The organism is Bradyrhizobium sp. 2S1 (assembly GCF_011516625.5).
Taxonomy (GTDB): Bacteria; Pseudomonadota; Alphaproteobacteria; order Rhizobiales; family Xanthobacteraceae; genus Bradyrhizobium; species Bradyrhizobium septentrionale.
In genome coordinates this window covers 5,502,714-5,527,673 of the sequence record NZ_CP147717.1, presented here as the reverse complement: position 1 = coordinate 5,527,673, position 24,960 = coordinate 5,502,714, and the positions used below count along the sequence as shown (strand labels likewise).

Here is a 24,960-nt window from a genome sequence, read left to right as displayed (position 1 = left end):
TTATCGCTGGCCGTCCGCCGGCTTGCTGTCGTCTTCGCCGAGACAGCGGATCATGAAGGCCGTCGTGTCCCGCGGCAGCACTTGCGCGGCGCGCGCCTTGAGACGGCATTCGAGCTGCGCGATCTGGCGCGCCCGTTGCCGTTCCGACGGCAGCGTTGATTGCCGCAACCGGCGCAGCGTCATCGGCGAGCCATCCGACTCGAAGCTCAGTTCGTACTTCTTGCCGTTCTGGTCGGTGGCGGCGCAGGTGATGGTGGACACCTGCCGCGTGATGAAGCTTCCGACCTGGCGGCAGGAACCCGTCGACATCTCGACCAGCGGCACCGGCAGGCCGTCGACGCGCGGGCGGTCACTCGACTTCAGCAGCATGCGGTCGACCGCAAGCTCGAACAGATTGTCCTGGGTGCGCTCGGTGCTCTCGCCGGAGAACGAGATGATGTGGCTCTTGTCGGCGGGATCGTCGAGCACCACGGTGAATTCGGAACGGCCGCGCAGGGTGTGGAAATAGGCCACCGCCTTGCAACTGTAGCTGCGGCCCGCGACGGTGACATTGCGGCAGGTGCCCGACATCAGCGCATACAGGTCGACATCGTAGACCGGCCCGGCGGCAACAGCGAGCGCAGGCCAGCAGACAATGGCGATCGCAATCAGTTGAGCGAAACGGGAGATCATGCTGAAACGGTCGAAAACGCGGTCGTTGGAGAAGTCCATGGCGCAAAGTCGCTGATTTCCACGGACTGTGCAACGATGAAGCAGGCCTAAATGTGGAGACTCCGCGAACGGTCGGGGAACGGAAGCGCGATCCGTGCTGAAAGGCCGCGGCCCGCGTGCGCCTGGCGTCAGATCTGCGGGCCGGACAGCGTGACCTCGCGCTCGGCGCGGAACACGTTGCTGTAGAGGTTCGCGATCCACTGGCGGCCGCTTGCCGTCATGTTCAGGCAGTTGATGGCGCCCTGGATGTGCGGCGCAACCATATTCCAGTAAAATTGCGGATAGCGGTCGACGATATCGGCCGGCGATTCATAGCCGAGCTGACGGTTGATGCCGACTTCCTCGAACTCGTGATAAAGCGCGTTGGCCTTCCTGATGTAGTTGGGATCGCCGAGCTGCCCGATGAAATCGGCCGCCCGGACGATTGCCGCCTCATCGTCATACTGCTGGCCTTCGGGCGCCGGAAACCGCGTCCCCTCGATGTTGCGCGCGACGCGCTCACGATCGAGCGGAAGCACGGCCTCGAGTCTATCAAGTACGTACAGCTTGGAGCGGTCGACATGATACGGCATCAGGCCGGCGTCCGACGAGCCGCGCGGCAGCACCACCTTCTTGCCGGAGGCATCGATGACGTAGCCGTCCGGCCCATCTCCCTTCAGCAGGCCGCGTACATAGCCGATGTCGTGGGTCAGGCAGGCGATGATCGTGTGGGTGTAGTCTTCGGCGGTGACGTGGGTGTGCAGCGCGCGACCGCGGATGATGTCGTGCCCGGCCAGCGTGACCAGCATCGTATGTTCGACATTGTGATAGAGCGCATCGCTGTTGCCGATGCATTCCAGCGCGATGCGGGCGGCGGCCGGCAGCAATTCGCCAAAGCGCGCCTGCGAAGCTCCAAAGGTGCGGCTCACATGCGTTGCGAGAAACTTCTCCAAAGCACCTGCCGCCAACTCAGGTAACGTCATCATCGATGCAGCCCCGACCGCGCAACGTCCCTCGCTGGCCCCGATCTCACGTCGTAGTTGGGCGGCAACTATAGCGTATCTGCGCGCGTGCGGCTACGCGCTGGCGGACGCGGTGTTCGCTCCAGCCGTACTTTCCCGGTCTTGCCGGTCGCGGCGTCAAGGCTGCTGATAGTGGCATGAACCCTGCATGAGTCGGTACAGACCGGGTTAACCCCACCGATAAAGGCTATCATGCTCGTTACGCTCGTCGCCATCCTCTGCAATTCTCAGCTCTGTATGGAAAAGGTCGTTACCACCAGTGACCAATCCGGCATCACCATGGGGGCCTGCGCAGTGAATGCGCAAATCGGCATCGCCGACTGGCTCGCCAAGGGGCCGTATCACGAATGGCACCTGCAGAGTTACAAGTGCATCATGGGCAAGTACGTACCCAAGAACGAAGTGTGATGTATGCTCACAGCCCCCGAAGGGGCTGATCCACTTCAGTTGCCCGACTGGAACAGCCTGCGGGACCACGCGGCGCAGCTGCGCCTCAAGTCAAAGTCCGTTTTATGGGCTATCACTGTCGTTCACGATGGTGAGACATGAGGTTGCACTGGAATGCCCGCAACGCCGCTGATTGCCTACGCGCATGTCGGCAAGAGTTTTGACGATGGTCGCGTGGTGGCGGTCGACGACGTCTCGCTTGACGTGGCCGAGGGCGAATTCCTGGCTGTTGTCGGCGGCTCGGGCTCCGGCAAGACGACGCTGCTCCGGCTCGCCAACCGGCTGATCGAAGCCGACCGCGGCAACATCGCCGTCGAGGGTGAGGACGTCAGCCGCATCGACCCGATCCTGCTGCGACGCCGCATCGGCTATGTCTTCCAGAGCGGCGGGCTGTTTCCGCATCTCACCGTCGCGGACAATATCGGCGTCACACCAAAGCTTCTCGGCTGGCCGCCGGCGGAGATCTCGGCGCGGGTCGACGAGCTGCTCGACCTCGTGCGGCTGGACGGCTCACAATATCGCGACCGTCTGCCGCACGAGCTGTCCGGCGGCCAGCGGCAACGCATCGGCGTCGCGCGCGCGCTGGCTGCGAAGCCGCGCATCGTGCTGATGGACGAGCCGTTCGGCGCGCTCGATCCGCTGACCCGCGACGCGCTCGGCGACGACTATCGAACCCTGCACCGTGAGCTCGGCCTGACCACGGTCATGATCACCCACGACATGACCGAGGCGTTGCTGCTTGCCGATCGTGTCGCGGTGATGCACGGCGGCAGGCTGCTTGCGCTGGGCACGCCGGCTGAGCTCACGGCCAGCACCGATGGCTATGTCGGCGAACTCTTGCGCACGCCGCGGCGACAGGCCGAGCGGTTGGGCGCATTGCTGCCGCGGGACGGCGCGGCATGAGCCTGTCAGCCGATCCGCGCTGGAGCGAGGCGCTTGTCCACCTGCCCGATTATCTCGGCAATCATGTGCGGGTCAGCGTCGCCGCGCTGGCGCTCGGACTTCTGATCAGCCTGCCGCTCGCGATCATCGCCCGCAACCGGCCGGTGCTGCGCACCGCCCTGCTCGGGCTTGCCAGCATCGTGCAGACCGTGCCCGGTCTTGCGCTGCTTGCGCTGTTCTATCCGCTGCTGCTGGCGCTCGCCGCGCTGACGGCGGCGTGGCTCGGCTTCAGCTTTTCCGCCTTCGGCTTTCTGCCCGCGGTGCTGGCGCTCGCGCTCTATTCGATGCTGCCGGTGTTGCGCAACACCATCACAGGACTGTCGGGCGTCGACCCCGCCGTGTTGGAGGCCGCCCAGGGCGTCGGCATGACGCCGCGGCAATCGCTCACCATGGTCGAGCTGCCTCTGGCGCTGCCGGTGATGATGGCGGGCATCCGCACCGCGGCGGTGTGGGTGATCGGCACCGCGACGCTGTCGACGCCAATCGGCCAGACCAGCCTCGGCAATTACATCTTCGCAGGCCTGCAGACCCAGAACTGGGTATTCGTGCTGTTCGGCTGCTTCGCCGCGGCCGTGCTCGCGCTGGTGGTCGACCAGTTGCTGGCGCTGATCGAGAACGGCCTGCGCAACCGGAGCCGGATCCGGACCGCGCTCGGCGGGCTCGGCATCGCCGCCCTGATCGCGGCAACGCTGGTCCCGGCGATCGCGCGTCCACATGCGCGCTACGTCGTCGGCGCCAAGACCTTCACCGAGCAATATGTGCTGTCGGCATTGATCGCGCAGCGGCTGCAAGCCGCCGGCCTTTCGGCCACGACCCGCGCCGGCCTCGGCTCCAACGTGATCTTCGACGCGCTCGCATCCGGCGATATCGATGTCTACATCGACTATTCCGGCACGCTGTGGGCCAACCAGTTCCACCATACCGATATCAAGCCGCGCGCCGAGCTGCTGGGCGAGCTCAAGACGACGCTGGCGAAGCAGGACATCACGCTGTTCGGCGAGCTCGGCTTCGAGAATGCCTATGCGCTGGTGATGCCGCGCAAACGCGCCGACGCATTGGGCATCCGTTCGATCGCCGACCTGGCGTCGCGCGCCCCGACGATGTCGATCGCCGGCGACTATGAGTTCTTCTCGCGGCCGGAATGGGCCGGCATCCAGAAGGCCTACGGCCTGACGTTCCGCGGCCAGCGCCAGATGCAGCCGGATTTCATGTACGCCGCCGTTGCCTCCGGCGAGGTCGACGTCATCGCCGGCTACACCAGCGACGGGCTGATCGCGAAATACGACCTGGTCACGCTCTCGGACGACAGGCACGCCATTCCGCCCTATGACGCGATCGTGCTGCTGTCGCCAAAGCGGCGCGACGACGAGGCATTCAAGGCCGCGCTGCGGCCGCTGCTCGGCAAGATCGGCATCGCCGAGATGCGCGAGGCCAACCTGCGCGCGTCGGGCAATGATGCATCATCGTCGCCCGACATCGTGGCGCGCTGGCTGTGGGAGAAGGTCGGGGGAAAATCGCAGGATCGCTAAAGTCCCTTGATGATCCCGGCGTCGATCAACATGCGATTGAAGCGGCGCGCTTCCGCGCCGTCCTTGCAGGAATAGAACGCGCCGTTGCAGCGAAGCATGATGGCCTTCTGCTCCTCGAACGACGAATCGAGCGGAATGCCCGCGGCCTCCTGGATCACCAGCGGCAGATAGGCGGCATCGATCGTGTCCATCACCGCCGGGCTCTTCACCGGTTCGAAGTTGACGGCATCGATCGCATAATATGTCGCGTAGTAGCGCGGATCGTAATCCATCAGCTTCTTGCCGATGCCGGCCTCGTCGAGCTTGGGATCGAGCAGCTGCGGCGAGAACTCCGGCTGATGATCGCCATAGCGCACGATCAGGAACGGCTGCGCCGGAAACTTCTTCTTCAGCGCCGCGACGAAGCCGGCATAGTCGCCGGCGCTCATCGCCTGCCGGCGCAGATATTCGTCGACCGAAGGCGTGTTGCCCGGCCGCTTCCAGGCCGGCAGCAGGTCCGGCCGGAACTTGGTCTCCCACGGGAAATGGTTGGCGGCGAGATAGACGAAGGTGAACAGCGGCGTGGTCGATGTCTTCTGCTCCGCCATCAGCTTCAGCGCCTTGTCGTAGAAGAAGCTGTCGGGCTCGACGTCCTTGGCATGCAGATCATGCGCGTCGTAGAACTGCTGGATGCCGGTCGTGGTCTGGAAGTTGCGCGCGCTCATGAAGGCGCCGAACGCCGGATACAGCGAGAGCGTCTCGTAGCCGCAGCGGCGCAGCGCCAGCGGCAGGCCGCGCGCGACCCGGCCGGATGCGATGCGGGTGACGAAATAGGAGAACCGGCCGAACGAGCGCGACGACAATCCCGCCAGCACGTTGTACTCGGTGAACCAGCTCGGCCCGCCATTGCTCTCGGCGAGGAATTTGCGCTCGACGCCGTCATAGGACTTGAACTGGCTGCCATAGCCCGGCGGCACCTTGATGCCGGAGGCGGCACGGATGTCGAAGCTCGATTCATCATGGATCATGATGATGTTCGGCCGTCGCCCGGCGGGATGGCAGGCGTCGACCAGCGGCACCTTGAGCTGCTCGCTCGCGGTTGGATCCGACTCCATGAAGCCGTAGGCGACGAAGTCGGACACCGCGGTCACGCCGGAGCGCGCGAATTTCGACAGATAGCCGTCGTCGTAATAGCCGCGCCAGGCTTCATCGGGCCAGGCGAAGGCATAGCCGGAGAGCGCCGCGGTGCAGGCCAGGCAGGCGGCCGCGGCCGGCAGGCGGCGGATGCGGAACGGATCGAGCCACCACAACGCGTACATCAAAGGCAGCGTGACGAGGCCGGCGCCGATGATCGACCAGCGCAGGTTCGGAAAAATCATGAGCAGGAACGCCGCGGTGTCGCGATCGATCACCATCAGGTCGACGAAGTTCGCGGTCATCTGCACCACGTCGTGCTTGAACCGCGACAGCAGCACCAGCACCACGACCAGCGTCAGCGACAGCGCGCCCGACAGCGCCGGCCGGCGCAGCAGCGCGATGAACAGGAAGTTGAGAATTCCCCAGGTGAGCAGGAAGCAGAACCGCGAGCCGAAATCGGTCTCGGTCCGCAGCATCAGGATCAGCGCGCCGAGATGCGGCGCGGCGACCGCCATCAACCGCCAGATGCCGAGCGCGGCGAGACCGCCGGCGAGCGCGGCAACCGAAGAGTTTTGCTGAGGCGCGGGCGCCATGGGCGGGACGCAATACAACCCGGCGCAATGGCACGGCCTTGGCTGGCAATGGCCAGGAGGCACACCGCACAGCCGGTGTCTGCGCCGTGTCACAAAATCGTAATTGAATCGTCATGAACGCGCAATGAATTTGCCCGCCCCGGAGTGCCGCAGCAGGCAGCGCGCGCCTTAGACCTTGGCCGCAGGCGCCGCGCTCCCCGCGATGCCGGCAATGAAGAGATCGACGATGTCAGCGGCCATCTGTTCGACCTCTGTTTCGCCGACGCCCCAGCGCGGCAAGTGACCGTCGATGCGCATCCGCGCAAAGCCATAGACCAGCGCGCGGCCGGCGATCTGGACCTGCTTCAGATCGCGCGCGGCGAGCTGACCGGCCGCAAATGCCTCGGCCAGCGTGCGCTCGGTCAAGCCGATCAGCTCGGCATTGTCTCTGGAGACGCCGGCCGAGCGGTCGTGGTCGAAGAAGCGGCGGCTCGAGATGATCTCGAAATGGGTCGGGTTCTTCATCGCCCAGCGCAGATAGGCGATCCCGAGGCAGCGGAAGCGGCCGAGCGGATCGTCCGGCGGCGTCTCGGCCAGCGCGGCCCCGATCTCGGCGCGGAAGCGGCGCTGCGCCTCCTCCGCCACGGCCTTCATCAGGGCGTCTCGGCTCGGGAAATGCCGGAACGGTGCCCCCGGCGAGACCCCGGCCCGGCGGGCGGCCTCGCGCACGCTGACCGCCTCCGGCCCGCCCTCGCCGACCAGTTGCATGGCGGCATCGATCAGGACCCGGCGGAGGTCGCCGTGGTGGTAGGGCTTGGCCGCCGGTGCCCGCGCTGGACGCGGCTTGGACGACCGGCGTCCGGCAGGCTGGCTGCTGGGGGATCTCTTGGCGGGACGGCGCATGGCGCACCTCTAGTACCTACTGTTCTTAAAGCGTGAGTCGTGATTCAAGGTCGGGATGATACCCGAAGCAAGAGAAGTCCACCTTTCGAGGAAAGATCGCAAGGTGCTTGAGGCGTGTTGCCGCTCCCCGGTGACGTTGCAGCGCGATTTGAAGCGGGCGCGGATAGTTCTGTTGGCGGCGGATGGACGCAGCACTCGGTCGATCGCCAAGGAAGTTGGGGTCCAGCCGCGGATTGTCAGCCTTTGGCGGCATCGCTATGCCGACCAAGGCCTTGAAGGGCTGCAAGACAAGCCGCGACCGGGCAAGCAGCCAATCTATACGAAGGCCACCGACAAGCGGATTCTGAAGCTGCTGGACAAGCCGCCGCCGGACGGGTTCGCACGCTGGACCGGGCCCCTGCTGGCCGGGGCGCTGGGCGATGTTGACGTCCAATATGTCTGGCGGTTCCTGCGCAGCCACAAGATTGACCTCGCGGCTCGTAAGTCCTGGTGTGAGAGCAACGACCCGAACTTTACGGCCAAAGCCGCCGATGTTGTCGGCCTCTATGTCGCCCCGCCCGCGAAGGCCATTGTGCTGTGCGTGGACGAGAAGCCCTCGATCCAGGCTTTGGAGCGAGCGCAGGGTTATCTGAAGTTGCCCAATGGCCGCGCCTTGACCGGCCAGAGCCACGATTACAAGCGGCATGGCACCACAACATTGTTTGCGGCGCTCGAAGTCGCCACCGGAAAGATCATCGCGGCGCATTCAAAACGCCGACGCCGCGTCGAGTTTCTCGACTTCATGAACAGCGTCACCGCGGCTTTTCCGAACCGGAAGCTTCACGTCATCCTCGACAACCTCAACACCCACAAGAAGAACGAGCATTGGCTCAAGGCCCACCCCAACGTGCAATTTCATTTCACGCCGACAAGTGCGTCTTGGCTCAATCAGGTCGAGGTATGGTTTTCGATCTTGCAGGGGCAGTCGCTCAGCGGCACCTCCTTCACAAGCCTCACGCAGCTTCAGGAGCACATCGATGCCTACGTCAACGCATACAACGACAGAGCCGAGCCCTTCGTCTGGACCAAGAAAAAGGTCCGTCAACGCCGTTTCAAAGGCCGCCGTATCACTCAGCTCTGATTCTGGGTACTAGCATCACCCGCTTGTGAATGTAAGCACCGATTACACAGATTGACCTGCCGCACCCGCGATATGTAACTGGTGATTAGCGGGAGGCGGGATATGGCGACGGGTCGAAACTGGTTCGAAGGCTGGCGGCTGTTCGGCCTGCTCACGCTGACCCTGATCGGGCTTTCGATCTGGATCGCCGCGATGCGGCAGTTCGAGGTCGAGGGCGTGCGGATGGTGATCCGCTTCACGGCGCGGACCTCGCTGCTGTTGTTCTGCCTCGCCTTCTCGGCCGCCGCGCTGGCGCGGCTCTGGCCGAACGCCTGGACGCACTGGCAGCGCCGCAATCGCCGTTACCTCGGCGTCACCTTCGCGGCCTCACACGCCATCCATGCGGTCGCGATCGCCGCGTTCGCGGTGCTCGATCCGGCAGGCTTCGCGGCCGCGACCTCGGTGGTGTCGTACGTCTTCGGCGGCATCGGCTATGTCGTCATCATCGCGCTGACCGCGACCTCTTTCGATCGCACGGCTGCGATGCTGGGCCCGCGCGCCTGGCGCACGCTGCACCTGGTCGGCGGCTATTATCTGCTGCTGCAGTTCATGGTCTCGTTCGGCAAGCGGATTCCGGAAATGCCGCTTTACGCGCTGTTCCTGGTGCCGCTTGCCGTCGTGTTCGCGCTCAGGATGATCAGCATGGCCGCGCGGCCCGCGCCACGCCGGGCGCCGGCGAACTGAGGCACGACCGGATCAGGTCCCCTCACACAAGGTGAAACTGGCGGCCAAGCCGGCGATGCACCGACAGCACCGCGCGATCGACGTCGCTGATCAAGCTGTCGCCGAGCACGACGTTCGGAATCTCCCAATTGCGCCCGATCTGCGCATCGGGCAGCGCGGCGACCGCCGGCACGCGCGCGGTCTCGCAGCCGGGCTGGGCGCGCAGCGCGTCCTCCGCGAGCTGGGTCAGTTCGTCCTGGCTTTTTCCGTCGGTCATGATCGCGGTCGTGACACCGGAACATGGCTCACTGATGGCCAAGATTCTCCAGTTCCTTGGCCCGGGTCTCGGTCATGCTGCGCATGCATTCGCCGGCATCGAGGCGGGCGATGGTGCCCTCGCCGAGGTCGTAATACAGGCAATTGGCGTCACGGTACTGGATCCACAGCCGTTGCGCGGTGCGGAGCTGTTCGCGCTGCTTGTCGCCGGCGGCATCCTTCAGCGCCTGCTGATAGGCGACGTTCATCCGTTTGTCCCACTGCGCGGTCTTGGCCTTCAGGCATTCGACCATCTGGTAGGTGTTGCCGTCGCAGGACGGCTCGGGATCACCCTCGTCGCCGGCATGAGCCGCCGCTGCGAGGGCGGTGACGAACACGGCCGTGAGCAGGGGCCTTAGCTTAAACACCGTTTTCATGCCGCCGTCCCTTTCCGATCGATCCCCGCCATCGAACCATACATTAGTGCCGCTGCAGCGTATCCCGTTCACCCCCGACCGCGCCGTGCAACCGCTAGCCTTCCCGATCCGCGCAGGATATTTCATGGATGTGGAGGGACCATGCGGCGCGCGGTGACGCCTGCGATCGTTCTGGCCGTGTTCGGTCTGCTCGTCGGCGGACTGTTTCGCTACGCCTTCGATGAATCCGACGAGGCCTCGGTCGCGAACTATTCGCGCAGCGGCCTCGAGGGCGCCGCCATCTCCCTGATCGTCTGGGCGTCGCATCTCTATCTGGTCGCGCGCGGCGGCTGGCTGCGGCGGCGGCCGCTCATTGTCGAGTTGATCGGCCGCTCCGTGATCCTGGCCGCCATCGTCGCAGTCGCCGCGATCGTGCTGGAGATCGTTCTGTACGGGCATGGGCTCGAGGCGAAGTGGATTCGCGACACCTTCCTGAAGATCATCGGCGTCGGCCTCTTGATGTCGATCCCGATCACGACGATCTACGAGTTGGTCCGGATGATCGGCGGTCGGACGCTGCTCAATGTCGTGCTCGGGCGCTACCGCCGACCGGTGCGCGAGGAGCGCGTGCTGCTGTTTCTCGACCTGGTCGGCTCGACGTCGCTGGCGGAGGCGATGGGCGAACTGCGCGTGCAGGAGCTCTTGACGCGCTTCTTCTTCGACATCGACGACGCGATCGTGGCGCATGGCGGCGAGGTGCATGCCTATGTCGGCGACGAGGTCATCGTGACATGGCCGGCCGGTGCGGACGAGACATCGCGGCGCTATCTCGACTGCGTGTTCGCGATCGAGGACCGCTTGGCCAGGCGGGCCGATCACTATCGCAAGGAGTTCGGCGTGGTGCCCGCATTTCGGGCCGGAATGCATGCCGGTCCGGTCGTGATCGGCGAATGCGGGGACTCGCGGCGGCAGATCGCCTATTTCGGCGACACCGTGAACGTCACGGCGCGGCTGCAGGCGCATTGCAAGGAGGCCGGCCGGCCGGCCGCTGCTGATCTCGGGCGAGTTGCTTCGCCTGCTGCCTTCGGAACAGGATTTCGTCATCGAGCCGCTCGGCTGGACGCAATTGCGCGGGCGCGCCGCATCGATCGACATCTTTGCCGTCGCGCGGCGTGCGTCGTCCTAAATAATCTCTTAATGCGCATTAGAGCGCTTTCGAGCGAAGTGGGCACCGGTTCGCGTGAAGAAAACGCGTCATAACAAGAAGCCAGAGCTTCGGTTCTGATTCAATCAGAACCGAAGCTCTAGCTCCGACGGCTCCGTCGAAAGCGTAAATTGCATCGTGTCCGGTCGCGCCCTGTTAAGGATGCGATGCACCCGTATTTGCACCGGGTTCCACCTTAACGCACGTGTAAGACCGCGCCCTGCATGGTGCAGATCAGGTGTCATTCAACAAAAACAAGGTTGCCCATCGATGGCGCAACAGGCGTCACAATCGATTATTGCCGAACTCGAAGATGCGGTCAGGGACGGGACATCCGCCAAGCGCGTGCAGACGCTGCGGCAGGTCACCGATCTGTTCCTGAACGACGGCGACCGCCTCAACGATGAACAGGTCAAGGTGTTCGACGACGTGCTCTGCCTGCTCGTCGCGCGCGTAGAGACGCGGGCGCGGGCCGAGCTCAGCAAGCGGCTCGCACCGCTCGACTACGCGCCGTTTGAGGTGATTCAGCACCTCGCCTGGGACGACGACATCGGCGTCGCGGGCGACGTACTGACCCACTCCAGCCGCCTCTCAAGCGACGCACTGCGCGAGATCGCGAGCAGCAAGGGACAGGATCATCTGTTCGCGATCTCGGCGCGGGAAAACCTGCCCGCCTCCGTCACCGACGTGATCATCGACCGCGGCGAAGACAGAGTGATCCGGCGGCTCGCCAACAACGCCGGCGCGCAGTTCTCGGACAACGGCTATTCCTCGATCGTCGCCCGCGCCGCAGGCGATGACGAGCTGGTCGAGATCCTCGGGCTGCGCATCGACATTCCAGCCAAGCTGCTGCGCGACCTGCTGCAGCGCGCCAAGGATACGGTGCGCGCCCGCCTGCTCGCGATCGCGTCGCCCAGGGCGCGCGAGGAAATCAGCCAGGTGCTGAACGACATCGCGCAGGAAGAGGCCGCTGCTCCGCGCCGCAACTACGGCATCGCCGAAGAGCTGGTCAAGCTGATGAAGCAGCTGAACGAGCTCGATGACGCGGCCGTCTACAAGTTCGCCGAATCCGGCAAGTTCGACGAGGTCACGGTCGCGCTCGCCGTGCTCAACGACATGCCGATCGCGATGATCGAACGCCTGATGCTCGGGCTGCGCTCTGACCTGATCCTGATCCCGTGCCGTTCGGCACGGCTGAACTGGCCGACGGTCGAAAGCATCCTGCGCAAGCGGCCGCTGCCGCATTCGATCGACAACGCAACGCTCGAGATCGCACAGCGCGATTACCGGCGGCTGTCGCTGGAGACCGCACAGCGCACCGTGCGGTTCTGGCAGCTGCACAACAGGATCGAGAAGCAGCCGATCGCGGCGGGTTAACTGCCGCTACGTCGTCGTGACAACGAAAAAGGGTGGGCAACGCGTTTGCCCACCCTTTTTGATTTGATGCGTAGGGTGGGTTAGCCGAAGGCGTAACCCACCATGCCGAGGCGAAGCAGCGGCGGGTTACGCTTCGCTAACCCGCCCTAAGTTCGCGTCCAGCGCTTAGTTCTTGGTCTTGTCGACCAGCGCGCCCTTCTTGATCCAGGGCATCATGTCGCGCAGCTTGGCGCCGACTTCCTCGATCGGGTGCTGGGCGAGCTTGGCGCGGGTCGCCTTGAACGAGGTCTGGTTGACCTTGTTCTCCAGCATCCAGTCGCGGGCGAACTTGCCGCCCTGGATGTCGGCGAGCACGCGCTTCATCTCCGCCTTGGTCTCGGCCGTGACGATGCGCGGACCGGTGACGTACTCGCCATATTCGGCGGTGTTGGAGATCGAGTAGTTCATGTTGGCGATACCGCCTTCATAGATCAGGTCGACGATCAGCTTCACTTCGTGCAGGCACTCGAAATAGGCCATCTCGGGCGCGTAGCCGGCCTCGACCAGCGTCTCGTAGCCGCCCTTGATCAGCTCGACCAGGCCGCCGCAGAGCACCACCTGCTCGCCGAACAGGTCGGTCTCGCACTCTTCCTTGAAGGTGGTCTCGATGATGCCGGCGCGGCCGCCGCCGATCGCCGAGGCGTAGCTGAGGCCGAGGTCATGGGCGTTGCCCGACGAATCCTTGGCGATCGCGATCAGGCAGGGCACGCCGCCGCCGCGCTGATATTCCGAGCGCACGGTGTGGCCGGGGCCCTTCGGCGCGATCATCAGCACATCGAGGTCGGCGCGCGGATCGAGCAGGTTGAAGTGCACGTTGAGGCCGTGGGCGAACACGAGCGCCGCGCCCTTCTTCATGTTGTCGTGCAGGTGCTCACGATAGATGTCGCCCTGCAGCTCGTCCGGGGTCAGCATCATCACGAGGTCGGCCCACTTGGCGGCCTCGGCGACTTCCATCACCTTGAAGCCGGCGGCTTCCGCCTTCTTGGCCGAGGCCGAGCCCTTGCGCAACGCAATGGCGACTTCCTTGACGCCGGAATCCTTCAGGTTCAGCGCGTGGGCGTGGCCCTGGCTGCCATAGCCGACGATAACAACCTTTTTGCCCTTGATCAGGTTCAGGTCGGCATCGCGATCGTAGTAAACTCGCATCGTGGTTTCCTCGTTTGAAGGGGGCCAAAATCGGCCGATGAATCAGGCTTTCGGAAGGTCAGAACCGCCGGGCGCCCGCGAATTTCCGGCGTTGTCTAGAGCATTTTCCCCCTCAGGGGAAACCCCAATCTCGCATGGCGCGGTGCGGCATCATGCGTCCATGAAGACCGGGTAGAGCGAGGCCAACAGCAGGATGGCCATGACGACGTTGAAGGCACGGATCGCCCGGGGTGAGGTCAGGATCGGCCGCAGCGCGGTGCCGAACAAGGCCCAGACGATGCAGGACACCGTCCCCAGGATCAGGCTCAGGCCGACCTGGATCGCGATGTTCCACGGAAAGGCAGCGATCGCCGCATAGGCCGTGATGGTGCCGATCACCATCACCCAGCCCTTGGCATTGATCCACTGGAACATGGCCGCGCCCCAGAACGTCATCGGGCCGCGGCCGCCCTTGTCGTCCTTGTCCGCCGAGGGCGGCTCGGCCATGGCGATGACGGCGGCGAGATAGACCAGGTAGGCCACGCCGCCATATTTCAGGATCGTCTGCAGCACCGGATAGGCGCTGAAGACCGCCCCTAACCCGACCCCGACCGCCCCGACCATGAAGGCGAAGCCGACCGTGATGCCGACGATGTGCGGCACGGTGCGGCGGAAGCCATAGGTCAGCCCCGACGACAGCAGCATGATGTTGTTGGGGCCCGGCGTGAAGAACATCACGACCGCGAACACGACAAAGGCGAACAGCAGCGAATTCGACATTGTGCCCTCACGCGACTTTCGGCAGAGTTTTTGGCCGTTTCGACAGCAGCATCACGGCGATGCCGGCGATGACAGTGACCATGCCGGCCAGCCGCAGCGGCCCGAACTTCTCGCCGAACACGACGCTGGAGGCGGCGGAGCCGACGAACGGCACCAGCAGCGCGAACGGCACCACCTGCGCCGCCGGATAATCCCGCAGCAGCCGGCCCCAAAGCCAGTAGGCGATGCTGGTGGAAATGGCGCCGACAAACAGCATCGAGACAATGCCGGCCGGCGACAGATGCGACAGCGACTGCCAGATCGGCTTCGCGCCCAGCGTCAGCAGCGACAGGCCGAACAACGGGACCGCCGCGCACAGGCACAGCCATGCGAACAGATCGAACATCCGCGCGCCCTGCGCCGGCCGCAGCAGCAGGTTTCCGATTGCGAACGAGACCGGCGAGATCATCAGGATGGCAAAGGCGCTGACGCTGAAATCGTAGCCGACGGTGCCGCAGATCATCAGCAGGCCGATCGCGGCGATGGCGATGCCGACGGTCTGCGGCCGCGACGGCAATTCGCCGAACAGCAGCGCGGCAAAGCCGATGGTGAACAGCGCCTGGCTCTGCACGATCACGCTGGTGAGCCCGACCGGCACGCCATGGGCGATTGCGATCGACTGCGCAAGGAATTGGCCGAGGAACAAGGTGAGGCTGATTCCGATCAGGAGCGGCCACGAGACCTGGCGCGGCTTGCACAGCAACAGGCACGGCAGGGCCGCGATGCCGAAGCGCAGCGCCGTCATCAATTCGGGCGGCAGCTCATCGAGCGCGATCCGGCTTGCGACGAACGCAAGCCCCCAGATCACCGCGACCATGACGGCGATGCCAACATCGGCCGGCTTCATTTTTGTTCTTCTTTTGCTTCCGTTACGGTCGGGATCTAGATTTGTTGGCCCGGCATCGGTTTGCGCAACAGGTAGGTACCGTGCAGCGGCGCGTGGTAATCGACGGAGACCAGCGTGAAACCGGTCTCGGTCAGCATGCGCTCCATCACCCAGCCGAAGGTCGAGTATTCGTCGCGCATGTGGGTGATCACGCTTTCGCGCTCGAAATCGTGATTCTTGATCGAGAAATCGGCCCACCCTTCGACATCGCGATCGACGCCGTCGGGCATGCTGACGAACACCATGTCGCGCAGATAGAAGTTCGCGCCGGGCTTCAGCGCGTTGAAGATCCGCGACAGCGCCACCGCCTTCCAGAAGTCGGGCAAATGATGCAGCGTGAACTCGCTGACGATTAGATCGTAGGAATTCGGCTGATAGGCGAAGGACAACAGGCCGGCCGGCTGGGTCCGGATCTTCGCCTTGCGGTCGCGCGCATAGATTTCGGCGAGCCCGATCATCGCCGGCGAGATGTCGATGGCGTCGACCTCGGCGCCCAGCAGCGCCGCCTCGGTCGCCAGCACGCCGTTGCCGCAGCCGATATCGGCGATCCGCCAGCCCGGCCTGGCACCGAGCATGGTCAGCGCCTGACGGGCACGGACGTCGCTGTCCTCGCTGACGTCATAGATCGAGGCCACCGCGGTATCGAGACCGACCTGCCGCCGTTGGGTGTAGTACCAGTCGCGCGCCAACATGATTCACATCCCTTCCGGCCCGCGCGTGATCGCGGCCACCCCGGTTCGTGACACCTCGACCAGCCCCAGCGGGCGCATCAGGTCGATGAACTGACTGATCTTGGACGAGTTGCCCGTGATCTCGAACACGAAGCTCTCGGTGGTGGCGTCGATCACCCGGGCGCGGAACGCATCCGCCAGCCGCAGCGCCTCGACACGGTGATCGCCACCGCCCCTCACCTTGACCATCGCAAGCTCGCGCTCGATCGAGCTGCCGGTCAGCGTCATGTCGACGACGCGGTAGACCGGGATCATGCGGTCGAGCTGATGCTTGATCTGCTGGATCACCATCGGCGTACCCGTGGTGACGATCGTGATCCGCGAGAGGTGTTTCTGGCTCTCGGTCTCCGAGACGGTGAGGCTCTCGATGTTGTAGCCGCGGCCGGAGAACAGCCCGATCACGCGCGCGAGCACGCCGGGCTCGTTCTGCACGAGCACCGACAGCGTATGCGTCTCGTTGGGATCGTGACGCTCTTCGAGGAAGTAGGCGGATGCGGGCTGGTTCATGGTCGTCCCCTTACATGCTTTTCACGCCACCGCCCGCTGGGCGGCCGGCGCGGCATCTGTCCCGATCCAGGTCCGGAACAGATCGAAATCGATATTGCCGCCGCTCAGGATCAGGCCGACCCGCTTGCCGGCGAGCCTGGTCTTTTCCTGGAGCGCGGCTGCGAGCGCCGCAGCACCTGCGCCCTCGGCGAGATTATGGGTGTCGGTCCAGTAGGCGCGGATCGCCTGCCCGACCTCGTCGTCGGTGACCTGCACGATGCGGGATGCGCCCTTGCGGATCAGGGCGAACGCGTCCGCGTCCGGAATCCGCGTCGCCATGCCGTCGGCAAGGGTGTTGCTGGTCTCGGTGGTCACGATCTTTCCGGCCGCAAGCGACAGCGCATAGGACGGCGCCTCGGTCGACTGCACGCCGACGATCTCGGTCTTCAGCCCGAGCAGGTCGCGCGCCATGATGCCCGAGATGCCGGAGCCCTGCCCGATCGGCACGTAGAGAATGTCGAGGTCGGGCGCGGTGCGGAACAGTTCGAGCGCATAGGTCGCAACGCCGAGCACCAGGTCCGGGTGGAACGACGGCACCATGTGCAGGCCGGCGAATTGGGCGCGGCGCTCGGCCTCTTCCCGCGCCGCCTGAAAATCCTCTCCGTGCTCGACCAACTCGGCGCCAAACGCGTGCATGGCGCGGTTCTTCTCGACCGAGTTGCCACGCGGCACATAGATTGTCGCCGGCACGCCGTGACGGCCCGCGGCAAAGGCCAGGCTCTGACCATGATTGCCGCGCGTCGCCGAGATGATGCCGGGCACATCGGGCCGCTCGCGCTTCAGACGTTCGAGATAGACCAGCCCGCCGCGCACCTTGAAGGCGCCGGTCGGGGTGTGGTTCTCATGCTTGACCACGACCTCGGCGCCGAGCCGCTCGGCCAGCAGCGGCCAGGCATGCGCCGGCGTCGCCGGCACCGCGGTGCCGACGATCCTGTGCGCGCGCTCGAGCTCGTTGAGGTCAAACATGATCCGTCCTCACCTCACACCAGCGCCTTGCCACCCGCGAAGGCCCTCGCGGTGGCCTCATCGGTGGCTTCTTCCGGCAGCAGCATCTCGTTATGCGCCTTGCCCGACGGGATCATCGGGAAGCAGTTCTCCAGCGCGGCGACGCGGCAGTCGAACAGCACCGGACGTTTGATCGAGATCATCTCCTTGATCGCGCCGTCGAGATCGGACGGCTTGGTCGCCTGCAGGCCGACGCAGCCATAGGCGTCGGCGAGCTTGACGAAGTCCGGCAGCGCCTCCGAGTACGAATGCGACAGACGGTTGCCGTGCAATAGCTGCTGCCACTGCCGCACCATGCCCATGTACTGGTTGTTCAGGATGAAGATCTTGATCGGCAGCTCGAACTGGACCGCCGTCGACATCTCCTGGATCGTCATCTGCACCGAAGCGTCGCCGGCGATGTCGATCACCAAGCTGTCCGGATGCGCCACCTGGACGCCGATCGCGGCCGGCAGGCCGTAGCCCATGGTGCCGAGACCGCCGGAGGTCATCCAGCGGTGCGGCTCCTCGAAGCCGAAGAACTGGGCGGCCCACATCTGGTGCTGACCGACTTCGGTCGTGATGTAGGTGTCCTTGCCGCGGGTCAGCTCGAACAGGCGCTGGATCGCATATTGCGGCAGGATGATATCGTTGTTCTTCTTGTAGGACAGCGACTTGCGCGCGCGCCATTGCGCGATCTGCTGCCACCACGCCTTGATGTCGGGCTTTTTGGCTTCCGCCTTGAACACCTGCAGCAAGTCGCCGAGTATGTTACCGGCGTCGCCGATGATGGGCACGTCGACGCGGATGTTCTTGTTGATCGAGGATGGGTCGATGTCGATGTGGATCTTCTTCGAGCCTGGCGAGAACGCGTCGGTGCGGCCGGTGATGCGGTCGTCGAAGCGCGCGCCGACGCACAGCATGACGTCGCAATCATGCATGGTCATGTTGGCTTCGTAGGTGCCGTGCATGCCGAGCATGCCGAGCCAGTTCGGCCCCGACGCCGGATAGGCGCCCAGCCCCATCAGGGTCGAGGTGATCGGGAAGCCGGTCGCCTCCACCAGCTGGCGCAGCAGTTGCGAGGCCTCGGGGCCCGAATTGATCACGCCGCCGCCGGAATAGATCACCGGACGTTTGGCATTGGCGAGCAGCGCCACCGCCTTGCGGATCTGGGTCGCATCGCCCTTCACGCGCGGCGTGTAGGAGATGTGCACGTCCGACTTGCGCGGCGGATGATAGGTGCCGGTCGCGAACTGCACGTCCTTCGGCACGTCGACCACGACCGGGCCGGGCCGGCCGGTGGTGGCGACGTAGAAGGCCTCGTGCAGCACCTTGGCGAGGTCGTTGACGTCGCGCACCAGCCAGTTGTGCTTGGTGCAGGGCCGCGTGATGCCGACCGTGTCGCACTCCTGGAAGGCGTCGTTGCCGATCAGATGGGTCGGCACCTGGCCGGTGATGCAGACCAGCGGGATCGAATCCATCAGCGCGTCGGTCAGCGGCGTCACCATGTTGGTGGCGCCGGGACCCGACGTCACCAGCACCACGCCGGGCTTGCCGGTCGAGCGCGCATAGCCCTCGGCGGCATGGCCGGCGCCCTGCTCATGGCGGACCAGGATGTGCTCGACCTCGCTCTGCTGGAAAATCTCGTCATAGATCGGAAGCACCGCGCCGCCGGGATAGCCGAAGACATGCTGCACGCCGTGATCGATGAGCGCGCGCACGATCATCGCGGCGCCGGTCATCTGATTGGGATCGTGGCTCTTGTCGGTCATGGTTCGCTCCGGATGCGCTTGTTTTTGCGCGGCTTTTGTCAGTTCTCGTCAGTTCGGCTTCGGGCAATAAAAAGGGGCCCCAGAGGCCCCATGCACACCGCCCGAATTTGGATGGCCGCTAGCCATCCCCGGCGGTGTGCCTGGGTACGACGGCGATAAGGAGTTTGGTAATAATATTGCGCACGATACGACCCAGTATTCCCAAAGGTTGCGCGAACATAGCGGCCAAAGCCCGAATGTCAAGGCAAGGCAAGCACTTTCGCGATTTTTGGAGTGTAACGGGGTTCCAGCCGTTCGGCGAGTGTTTTTGCGCAGGCGAACGCGCATGGCTGACGGGCGCGTAGCCCGGATGGAGCGAAGCGAAATCCGGGACGGACTTCCCCGCGGGGGCCGGGTCCCCGGATTACGCTGCGCTTCATCCGGGCTTCTGTAACGGGCCTTTGTAAGTCAATCCCTTTTTGCGTGATCCACTCGCCGGGCACTTGCTTCTGTACGGGATCGGCGCGAAGGCCGTCGCCTGATGGGGTGCATTGAGGAGCCGGCCGGCCAATCTACGGAAGCGTGGTTGTGAGCCACTTCCCGGATGGCGGCCTGACCGGATCCATCGTCCCGGCGCAGGGACCTCGCTCAGGGAGAGCCTGGTGTCGTGGCCCGCCCAGAACCGATTGCTGCTCCTTGCTTAGGTTGCCGAGGCCTTGGCCATCGGGTTGAACGGTTTGGCGTCGGCGAGCATGCGATGCAGAACGACGGCGAGCTTGCGTGCGAGCGCCACCTTGGCCTTGCGCAGGCCTGCGCGCCGGGCGATCCGCATCGCCCAGCCTTTCAGCGCCGAGCAGTTCCTGACCGGCTTGGTCAGCATGACGTGAGCCGCTTGATAGAGCGCCTCGCGCACGGAGGCATCGCCGATCTTGCTGATGCGGCCGGTATAGTCGGTTTCGCCCGATTGGTACTTCTTCGGGGTGAGGCCAAAATGCGCTCCCGTCGCCTTCGAGGACCGGAAGCGCTTCGGGTCGTCGACCGCCGAGGCGTAGGTAAGCGCCACGATCGGGCCGACGGACGGTGTCGTCATCAGGAGGCGGGCTTGAGGGTGCGACCTGGCGAGCTTTTGGGTGTGCTTATCCAGGCCATTGAACTCGCGCCGCAGCACGGCGTGGGCTTCGAGCAGCGCCTGTGCCACGATCTCAAGTCCGGGATGGCCCGCTACGAGCTCCCGGATGCGTTCGGCGAACGTGCGCTCGGTGGTCGTGCCGACCTTCAGACCGAAGCCGCGGAGCACGCCGCGCAGGCTGTTCTCGATGTCGCGCAGCTTGGACTGCAGCAGCTTGCGTGCCGTCAGAACCGCCCGCGTCTCTTGCGCTTCGATCGACTTGCAGTGCACCGGCCGGAACCAGCCCAGCCGCATCAGTTGCGCGATCCCGCGGGCATCGTTGCGGTCCGACTTCACCGGCATCGCCTTGAAGGCATCGCGGACGTGCCGCGTCTCCAACAGTTCGACTGCCAGGCCCGCATCCCGCATCGCTGCGTAGAGCCATTGCGACAGCGGACCAGCCTCCAGCCCGATCCGTTCCAGCACCAACCCCAGCGACCGCAACCAGGTGATCAAGGCCTCCGGCTCACTCGCAACCCTCGCCTCGCGCAAAATCTTACCTGTCCCATCGACAAGGCAGACGCTCGAGCATTCCAAAGACACGTCGATTCCTGCATAGTGGTACATGGTCGTCCCTTAATGATGCTTGGAGCGGGCTTGCCCGACTCCGTTTATTGACACCATCAGTTTGAGGGACGACCGCCTTCCAACCAACAGGCCGCTCGCGAGCGCGCTTCCAAATCGCGCCGTAGCGAGCGGCCGGCCGGCCCGTTACCCCATCTACGGGACTGGGCTAGGGGATCCGCTCCTCCAGCCACTCCTTCGCCGCCTCGGGCCCCACCCATTCGAATTCCGGGAGCTGGTGGCGGAACCAGGTGAACTGGCGCTTGGCGTAATGGCGGGTGTCGGCGCGGCCGATCTCGCCGGCCTCCTCCCGGCTGATCTCCCCCTTCAAGTGCCGGATCAGCACCGGCACGCCATGCGCCTTCATGGCCGGCAGCAGTGGATCGAGCCCGCGCGCCGCCAATGCGGCGACCTCGTCGAGCGCACCGGCATCGAGCATGACGCCGAACCGCGCGTCGATCCGCGCATAAAGCCAATCGCGCTCCGGCGCGAGAAACAGCGCGTGGAATTGGCCCGGCGGCAGCAACGGCGGCAGGCCCTCGCGATGCCAGTCCGGCAGCGGGCGGCCGGTGGCCTCGACGACCTCGAGCGCGCGCGCGATGCGGGTGCGGTCGCGCGGCTTCAGCCGTTCGGCCGACACCGGATCGCGCTCGGCAAGCTCGGCATGCAGCGCCTCGACGCCGTGCTGCTCGAGCCTGGCGCGAACGCGGTCGCGCACCTCGGCCGGGATCGGCGGTACCGCCGACAGCCCGCGCGTCAGCGCCTTGAAATACAGGCCTGAGCCGCCGATGAAGATCGGCAGGCGTTTGTCCGCACGGGCCTCGCCGAGCACCCTGGCCGCGTCAGTCACCCAGGCGCCGGCGGAGAAATTCACGCCGGCGTCGACATGGCCGTAGAGCTGATGCGGAACCAGCGCCTCCTCGCCCGCCGTCGGCCGCGCGGTGATGATTCTCAGATCGCGATAGACCTGCATGGAGTCGGTGTTGATCACGACCCCGCCGGTGCGCTGCGCGAGCGCGAGCGCCAGGGCCGACTTGCCGCTGGCGGTCGGCCCTGCGATAAGCACTGCCTTGTCCAACAATCCCGAATGCGCCTGCATGTCCCTCGTTGCCACGCTGATCTGCAATCCTGCAAGCCCCGCGCTCGACTCCACCATCGTCGACGGTGCGCGGGCCGTGCTGCCCTCACCCGGCCCGGCGCAGTGGCTGTTCAACGAAGTCGCCGTCGACATTCCCTTCGAGAGCCAGGACGCCGGCAGGGACGACATCAAGGCGATCGAGCAGCGCCTGCGCCGGGCCCGCAGCGACCTGCCGATCGACGTTGTCGTGCAGCCTCGGATCGGCCGGCGCAAGAAGCTTTTTCTGGCCGACATGGATTCCACCATGATCGGCCAGGAGTGCATCGACGAGCTCGCCGACTTCGCCGGGCTGAAAGCCCATGTCGCTGACATCACCGAGCGGGCGATGCGCGGCGAGATCGAGTTCGAGTCGGCGCTGCGGGAGCGCGTCGCACTGCTCAAGGGCCTGCCGGTCAGCGTGGTCGACGAGGTCCTGGACAAGCGCATCACGCTGACGCCGGGCGGCCGCGACCTCGTCATGACCATGCGCGCACACGGCGCCTATAGCTGCCTGATCTCGGGCGGCTTCACCCAGTTCACCAGCGTGGTCGCGGCGAAGGTCGGTTTTCAGGAGAACCGCGCCAACCAGCTGCAGGTCGAGAACGGCAAGCTGACCGGCGAAGTGGTCGAGCCGATCCTTGGCCGCGCAACCAAGCTCGCCACCCTGATCGAGCTCACCGAATCGTTCGACCTCGACGATATCGACACGCTGGCGGTGGGCGACGGCGCCAACGATCTCGGCATGATCCAGGCCGCAGGCCTCGGCGTCGCCTATCACGCCAAGCCGGCGGTCGCAGCCGCAGCCGCAGTGCGGATCGACCACGGCGATCTCACCGCGCTGTTGTACGCGCAGGGCTATCGGCGGGACGAGTTTGTGGCGGGGTGATCCTCGGCGTCGTCCCGGCCGAGTGCGCGCTTGCGCACGGAGCCGGGACCCATAACCACCGATGCCGGCTATCTAGAAAAGCCGTTGCCCACTTCCTCAACAAGAGCGGCCGCGGCGTACTGGATCCCCCGCTTTCGCGGGGGATGACAGGGTCAGGCGTCAGCGCGCGCCGTTACTGCACGCCGAGCGCGACGAAGCGCAGTTCGCCGTCGCCGTTCGAGACCAGCAGCAGCACGGACTTCTTGCCGTCCTTCTTCAGCTGGTCGACGCGCTTCTTGATGTCGGCGGCGCTCGCCACCGCCTCCTGCGCCACCTCGACGATGACGTCGCCGGCCGACAGCCGCTTCTCGGCGGCGTCGGAATTGCCGTCAACGCCGGTGACGACGACGCCCTTCACGCTGTCCTTGATCTTGTACTTGGTACGCAGGTCCTTGCTCAGCGCCGCGAGGTCGAGACCGAGCGCCTTCTGGGTCACCGGCTTCTCGGCGGTGTCGTCCTTCGACTTGGCGTTGACCTGCTGAACCTTGTCATTGTCCTCGAGCCGGCCGAGCGTGACCTTGCGGGTCTCCTCATTGCCCTTGCGGATGATGACGACGTCGACTTCCTTGCCGACCGCGGTGTCGGCGACGATGCGCGACAGATCCTTCGGGTCCTTGACGTCCTTGCCGTCGAATTTGACGACGACGTCGCCGGGCTCGATGCCGGCCGGCTTGGCCGGGCCCTTGTCGTCGACGCCGGCTACCAGCGCGCCGCGTGCCGGCTTGATGTTGAGGCTGTCGGCGATCTCGTCGGTGACCTGCTGGATGCGCACGCCGAGCCAGCCGCGGCGCAGCTCGCCGAACTTCTGCAACTGGTCGACGACGCCGGCCACCGTCTTCGACGGCACGGCGAAACCGAGACCGATCGAACCGCCGGTCGGGGAGATGATCAGCGTGTTGACGCCGATCACCTCGCCTTCGAGGTTGAACAGCGGACCGCCGGAATTGCCGCGATTGATGGCGGCGTCGGTCTGGATGTAGCTGTCATACGGCCCCTGGCTGATGTCGCGGTTCTTGGCCGAAACGATGCCCGCGGTCACGGTGCCGCCGAGGCTGAACGGGTTGCCGATCGCGACCACCCAGTCGCCGAGACGGATCTTGTCGCTGTCGCCGAACTTGACCGCGACGAGCGGCTTCGGCGGCTTGAACTTGAGGACCGCAAGGTCGGTCTTCTTGTCGACGCCGACCAGCTCGGCCTTGATCTTGGTGCCGTCGTTGAGGATGACGTTGATCTCGTCGGCGTCGGCGATGACATGGTTGTTGGTGACGACGATGCCCGCGGTATCGACGATGAAGCCCGAGCCGAGCGAGTTGGTCTTGCGCGGCTGGAACTCGCCGCTCTTGTCGCCGCCCTTGCCGGGCGGCCCGCGGCGGTTCTTGAAGAAGTCGTCGAAGAATTCCTCGAACGGCGAGCCCGGCGGCAGCTGCGGCATCGCGCCGCCGCCTTTGTTGGCCTCGATCGTCTGCGACGTCGAGATATTGACGACCGCGTCGATCACCTTCTCGGCGATGTCGGCGATGCCGTCTGGACCACGCGCGAACGCCGGCACAGAGCTCAGCATGCTCGCAGCACCGATCGAGATCGCGGCTCCCACCATGCGGAGGCGACGGCTCAGGGCTGGTCTGGCAGCGGTCATGTTGGAAGTTCTCCAAGCAATCGGGTTCGAAATCAGCTGGTTACAGAGTGCGCCCGAACGGGCGGGCGGCGCAAGCATCTCAGCCGGATATTTCGGCGAAAAACCGGCCGCAAGAGGCTCACGATTATGTTCATTCCGGCACGATCGGCGCGACGGAACATGCAACGCTCAGCGTCGCACCGCCCAGATCAGAACCAGACCTGCGACCGCCGAACCGATGCCCACGATACGCAGCAAATTGTCGGGTGTCGCCAGCGCACTCTTCATCGCCCGGCGCATCCAGGCGGGACTTGCCGCGAACAAGATGCCTTCGAGCACGAACAGGATTCCCAGACCGATGAGGAAGTCGCCGAACGCTATGGACTTCATCGGAT

At 65.1% G+C, this 24,960-nt stretch carries 25 protein-coding genes; 8 read left to right on the top strand and 17 right to left on the bottom strand.

Annotation, left to right across the window (positions count from 1 at the left end; all coding sequences use genetic code 11):
- Window positions 1-711 carry a hypothetical protein gene (locus HAP54_RS26130; protein ID WP_224741783.1) on the bottom strand — a complete coding sequence of 237 codons (711 nt, stop codon included), beginning with the start codon at window positions 709-711 and terminating at the stop codon, window positions 1-3.
- A gap of 128 nt (window positions 712-839) precedes the next feature.
- The gene (locus HAP54_RS26125; protein ID WP_029078817.1) at window positions 840-1,676 is read right to left on the bottom strand and encodes a hypothetical protein; all 837 of its coding nucleotides are present in this window, start codon (window positions 1,674-1,676) and stop codon (window positions 840-842) included.
- A 228-nt stretch (window positions 1,677-1,904) separates the two neighbouring features.
- On the opposite strand from HAP54_RS26125, the gene HAP54_RS26120 reads away from it, so the two are divergent.
- The 3 genes from HAP54_RS26120 (at window position 1,905) to HAP54_RS26110 (ending at window position 4,630) form a co-directional block, all read left to right on the top strand.
- The gene (locus tag HAP54_RS26120) at window positions 1,905-2,120 is read left to right on the top strand and encodes a hypothetical protein (protein WP_166215098.1); all 216 of its coding nucleotides are present in this window, start codon (window positions 1,905-1,907) and stop codon (window positions 2,118-2,120) included.
- Window positions 2,121-2,273: 153 nt separating this feature from the next.
- Entirely contained in the window at window positions 2,274-3,062 is a 789-nt protein-coding gene (locus HAP54_RS26115) for an ATP-binding cassette domain-containing protein (protein WP_166305034.1), read from the top strand.
- Window positions 3,059-4,630 (top strand): glycine betaine ABC transporter substrate-binding protein, encoded by a 1,572-nt coding sequence (locus HAP54_RS26110; protein ID WP_166305031.1) that lies wholly within the window; start codon window positions 3,059-3,061, stop codon window positions 4,628-4,630. The genes HAP54_RS26115 and HAP54_RS26110 overlap by 4 nt, the downstream gene beginning before the upstream one ends.
- Here HAP54_RS26110 and HAP54_RS26105 read toward each other — a convergent pair.
- Window positions 4,627-6,339, bottom strand: a complete 1,713-nt coding sequence (locus HAP54_RS26105; protein WP_166305028.1) for a sulfatase-like hydrolase/transferase — start codon at window positions 6,337-6,339, stop codon at window positions 4,627-4,629. The genes HAP54_RS26110 and HAP54_RS26105 overlap by 4 nt on opposite strands.
- Window positions 6,340-6,507: 168 nt before the next feature.
- Window positions 6,508-7,221, bottom strand: coding sequence for a TetR/AcrR family transcriptional regulator (locus tag HAP54_RS26100; RefSeq protein WP_166305026.1), 714 nt, complete (start codon window positions 7,219-7,221; stop codon window positions 6,508-6,510).
- Window positions 7,222-7,276: 55 nt separating this feature from the next.
- Between HAP54_RS26100 and HAP54_RS26095 the strand changes: the two genes are divergently transcribed.
- On the top strand, window positions 7,277-8,341 hold the full coding sequence (locus HAP54_RS26095) for an IS630 family transposase (RefSeq protein WP_166204319.1): 1,065 nt from the start codon (window positions 7,277-7,279) through the stop codon (window positions 8,339-8,341).
- Between the two features lie 102 nt (window positions 8,342-8,443).
- On the top strand, window positions 8,444-9,064 hold the full coding sequence (locus tag HAP54_RS26090; RefSeq protein ID WP_166305023.1) for a hypothetical protein: 621 nt from the start codon (window positions 8,444-8,446) through the stop codon (window positions 9,062-9,064).
- Between the two features lie 22 nt (window positions 9,065-9,086).
- Here the strand turns inward: HAP54_RS26090 and HAP54_RS26085 are convergent, their stop codons facing one another.
- Window positions 9,087-9,320: a hypothetical protein gene (locus HAP54_RS26085; protein ID WP_166305020.1), complete on the bottom strand. Its 234-nt coding sequence runs from the start codon at window positions 9,318-9,320 to the stop codon at window positions 9,087-9,089.
- Window positions 9,321-9,348: 28 nt separating this feature from the next.
- Window positions 9,349-9,735, bottom strand: a complete 387-nt coding sequence (locus tag HAP54_RS26080) for a lysozyme inhibitor LprI family protein (RefSeq protein WP_224741784.1) — start codon at window positions 9,733-9,735, stop codon at window positions 9,349-9,351.
- Window positions 9,736-9,876: 141 nt separating this feature from the next.
- Here HAP54_RS26080 and HAP54_RS26075 point away from each other — a divergent pair, with 141 nt between their 5' ends.
- Both HAP54_RS26075 and HAP54_RS26070 read left to right on the top strand, forming a co-directional pair.
- On the top strand, window positions 9,877-10,974 hold the full coding sequence (locus tag HAP54_RS26075) for an adenylate/guanylate cyclase domain-containing protein (RefSeq protein WP_224741785.1): 1,098 nt from the start codon (window positions 9,877-9,879) through the stop codon (window positions 10,972-10,974).
- Window positions 10,975-11,188: 214 nt separating this feature from the next.
- Window positions 11,189-12,295, top strand: a complete 1,107-nt coding sequence (locus HAP54_RS26070; protein WP_166305017.1) for a DUF2336 domain-containing protein — start codon at window positions 11,189-11,191, stop codon at window positions 12,293-12,295.
- Between the two features lie 165 nt (window positions 12,296-12,460).
- Here the strand turns inward: HAP54_RS26070 and ilvC are convergent, their stop codons facing one another.
- The 9 genes from ilvC to miaA form a co-directional block, all read right to left on the bottom strand.
- Window positions 12,461-13,480: a ketol-acid reductoisomerase gene (ilvC, locus tag HAP54_RS26065; RefSeq protein ID WP_029078826.1), complete on the bottom strand. Its 1,020-nt coding sequence runs from the start codon at window positions 13,478-13,480 to the stop codon at window positions 12,461-12,463.
- 150 nt (window positions 13,481-13,630) lie between these two features.
- Window positions 13,631-14,239, bottom strand: coding sequence for a LysE family translocator (locus HAP54_RS26060; protein ID WP_166305015.1), 609 nt, complete (start codon window positions 14,237-14,239; stop codon window positions 13,631-13,633).
- Window positions 14,240-14,246: 7 nt separating this feature from the next.
- Entirely contained in the window at window positions 14,247-15,125 is an 879-nt protein-coding gene (locus HAP54_RS26055) for an EamA family transporter (RefSeq protein WP_166305012.1), read from the bottom strand.
- A 35-nt stretch (window positions 15,126-15,160) separates the two neighbouring features.
- Entirely contained in the window at window positions 15,161-15,856 is a 696-nt protein-coding gene (locus HAP54_RS26050; protein ID WP_166305010.1) for a class I SAM-dependent methyltransferase, read from the bottom strand.
- A 3-nt stretch (window positions 15,857-15,859) separates the two neighbouring features.
- Window positions 15,860-16,402 (bottom strand): acetolactate synthase small subunit, encoded by a 543-nt coding sequence (gene ilvN / locus HAP54_RS26045; protein ID WP_016841057.1) that lies wholly within the window; start codon window positions 16,400-16,402, stop codon window positions 15,860-15,862.
- Between the two features lie 21 nt (window positions 16,403-16,423).
- A complete protein-coding gene (locus tag HAP54_RS26040) occupies window positions 16,424-17,407 on the bottom strand; it encodes a threonine dehydratase (RefSeq protein WP_166305007.1) in 984 nt (327 codons plus the stop codon).
- Between the two features lie 14 nt (window positions 17,408-17,421).
- On the bottom strand, window positions 17,422-19,197 hold the full coding sequence (locus HAP54_RS26035; protein WP_166305005.1) for an acetolactate synthase 3 large subunit: 1,776 nt from the start codon (window positions 19,195-19,197) through the stop codon (window positions 17,422-17,424).
- Between the two features lie 679 nt (window positions 19,198-19,876).
- Window positions 19,877-20,911, bottom strand: coding sequence for an IS110 family transposase (locus tag HAP54_RS26030; protein ID WP_166294930.1), 1,035 nt, complete (start codon window positions 20,909-20,911; stop codon window positions 19,877-19,879).
- A 166-nt stretch (window positions 20,912-21,077) separates the two neighbouring features.
- A complete protein-coding gene (gene miaA, locus HAP54_RS26025; RefSeq protein ID WP_166305002.1) occupies window positions 21,078-22,007 on the bottom strand; it encodes a tRNA (adenosine(37)-N6)-dimethylallyltransferase MiaA in 930 nt (309 codons plus the stop codon).
- Here miaA and serB point away from each other — a divergent pair.
- Entirely contained in the window at window positions 22,006-22,911 is a 906-nt protein-coding gene (gene serB, locus HAP54_RS26020) for a phosphoserine phosphatase SerB (RefSeq protein WP_166305000.1), read from the top strand. The two genes, miaA and serB, sit on opposite strands and share 2 nt — an antisense overlap.
- A gap of 172 nt (window positions 22,912-23,083) precedes the next feature.
- On the opposite strand, the gene HAP54_RS26015 is transcribed toward serB, so the two are convergent.
- Both HAP54_RS26015 and HAP54_RS26010 read right to left on the bottom strand, forming a co-directional pair.
- A complete protein-coding gene (locus tag HAP54_RS26015; protein WP_166304997.1) occupies window positions 23,084-24,586 on the bottom strand; it encodes a Do family serine endopeptidase in 1,503 nt (500 codons plus the stop codon).
- 168 nt (window positions 24,587-24,754) lie between these two features.
- Window positions 24,755-24,955 (bottom strand): DUF2065 domain-containing protein, encoded by a 201-nt coding sequence (locus HAP54_RS26010; protein WP_029078835.1) that lies wholly within the window; start codon window positions 24,953-24,955, stop codon window positions 24,755-24,757.
- Window positions 24,956-24,960 lie beyond the last annotated feature (5 nt).

Excerpts from the sequence above, each read along its gene's own strand:
- HAP54_RS26130 (WP_224741783.1), bottom strand. The coding sequence starts at position 711 with ATGGACTTCTCCAACGACCGCGTTTTCGACCGTTTCAGCATGATCTCC.
- HAP54_RS26125 (WP_029078817.1), bottom strand. The coding sequence starts at position 1,676 with ATGATGACGTTACCTGAGTTGGCGGCAGGTGCTTTGGAGAAGTTTCTC.
- HAP54_RS26120 (WP_166215098.1), top strand. The coding sequence starts at position 1,905 with ATGCTCGTTACGCTCGTCGCCATCCTCTGCAATTCTCAGCTCTGTATG.
- HAP54_RS26115 (WP_166305034.1), top strand. The coding sequence starts at position 2,274 with ATGCCCGCAACGCCGCTGATTGCCTACGCGCATGTCGGCAAGAGTTTT.
- HAP54_RS26110 (WP_166305031.1), top strand. The coding sequence starts at position 3,059 with ATGAGCCTGTCAGCCGATCCGCGCTGGAGCGAGGCGCTTGTCCACCTG.
- HAP54_RS26105 (WP_166305028.1), bottom strand. The coding sequence starts at position 6,339 with ATGGCGCCCGCGCCTCAGCAAAACTCTTCGGTTGCCGCGCTCGCCGGC.
- HAP54_RS26100 (WP_166305026.1), bottom strand. The coding sequence starts at position 7,221 with ATGCGCCGTCCCGCCAAGAGATCCCCCAGCAGCCAGCCTGCCGGACGC.
- HAP54_RS26095 (WP_166204319.1), top strand. The coding sequence starts at position 7,277 with ATGATACCCGAAGCAAGAGAAGTCCACCTTTCGAGGAAAGATCGCAAG.
- HAP54_RS26090 (WP_166305023.1), top strand. The coding sequence starts at position 8,444 with ATGGCGACGGGTCGAAACTGGTTCGAAGGCTGGCGGCTGTTCGGCCTG.
- HAP54_RS26085 (WP_166305020.1), bottom strand. The coding sequence starts at position 9,320 with ATGACCGACGGAAAAAGCCAGGACGAACTGACCCAGCTCGCGGAGGAC.
- HAP54_RS26080 (WP_224741784.1), bottom strand. The coding sequence starts at position 9,735 with ATGAAAACGGTGTTTAAGCTAAGGCCCCTGCTCACGGCCGTGTTCGTC.
- HAP54_RS26075 (WP_224741785.1), top strand. The coding sequence starts at position 9,877 with ATGCGGCGCGCGGTGACGCCTGCGATCGTTCTGGCCGTGTTCGGTCTG.
- HAP54_RS26070 (WP_166305017.1), top strand. The coding sequence starts at position 11,189 with ATGGCGCAACAGGCGTCACAATCGATTATTGCCGAACTCGAAGATGCG.
- ilvC (WP_029078826.1), bottom strand. The coding sequence starts at position 13,480 with ATGCGAGTTTACTACGATCGCGATGCCGACCTGAACCTGATCAAGGGC.
- HAP54_RS26060 (WP_166305015.1), bottom strand. The coding sequence starts at position 14,239 with ATGTCGAATTCGCTGCTGTTCGCCTTTGTCGTGTTCGCGGTCGTGATG.
- HAP54_RS26055 (WP_166305012.1), bottom strand. The coding sequence starts at position 15,125 with ATGAAGCCGGCCGATGTTGGCATCGCCGTCATGGTCGCGGTGATCTGG.
- HAP54_RS26050 (WP_166305010.1), bottom strand. The coding sequence starts at position 15,856 with ATGTTGGCGCGCGACTGGTACTACACCCAACGGCGGCAGGTCGGTCTC.
- ilvN (WP_016841057.1), bottom strand. The coding sequence starts at position 16,402 with ATGAACCAGCCCGCATCCGCCTACTTCCTCGAAGAGCGTCACGATCCC.
- HAP54_RS26040 (WP_166305007.1), bottom strand. The coding sequence starts at position 17,407 with ATGTTTGACCTCAACGAGCTCGAGCGCGCGCACAGGATCGTCGGCACC.
- HAP54_RS26035 (WP_166305005.1), bottom strand. The coding sequence starts at position 19,197 with ATGACCGACAAGAGCCACGATCCCAATCAGATGACCGGCGCCGCGATG.
- HAP54_RS26030 (WP_166294930.1), bottom strand. The coding sequence starts at position 20,911 with ATGTACCACTATGCAGGAATCGACGTGTCTTTGGAATGCTCGAGCGTC.
- serB (WP_166305000.1), top strand. The coding sequence starts at position 22,006 with ATGTCCCTCGTTGCCACGCTGATCTGCAATCCTGCAAGCCCCGCGCTC.
- miaA (WP_166305002.1), bottom strand. The coding sequence starts at position 22,007 with ATGCAGGCGCATTCGGGATTGTTGGACAAGGCAGTGCTTATCGCAGGG.
- HAP54_RS26015 (WP_166304997.1), bottom strand. The coding sequence starts at position 24,586 with ATGACCGCTGCCAGACCAGCCCTGAGCCGTCGCCTCCGCATGGTGGGA.
- HAP54_RS26010 (WP_029078835.1), bottom strand. The coding sequence starts at position 24,955 with ATGAAGTCCATAGCGTTCGGCGACTTCCTCATCGGTCTGGGAATCCTG.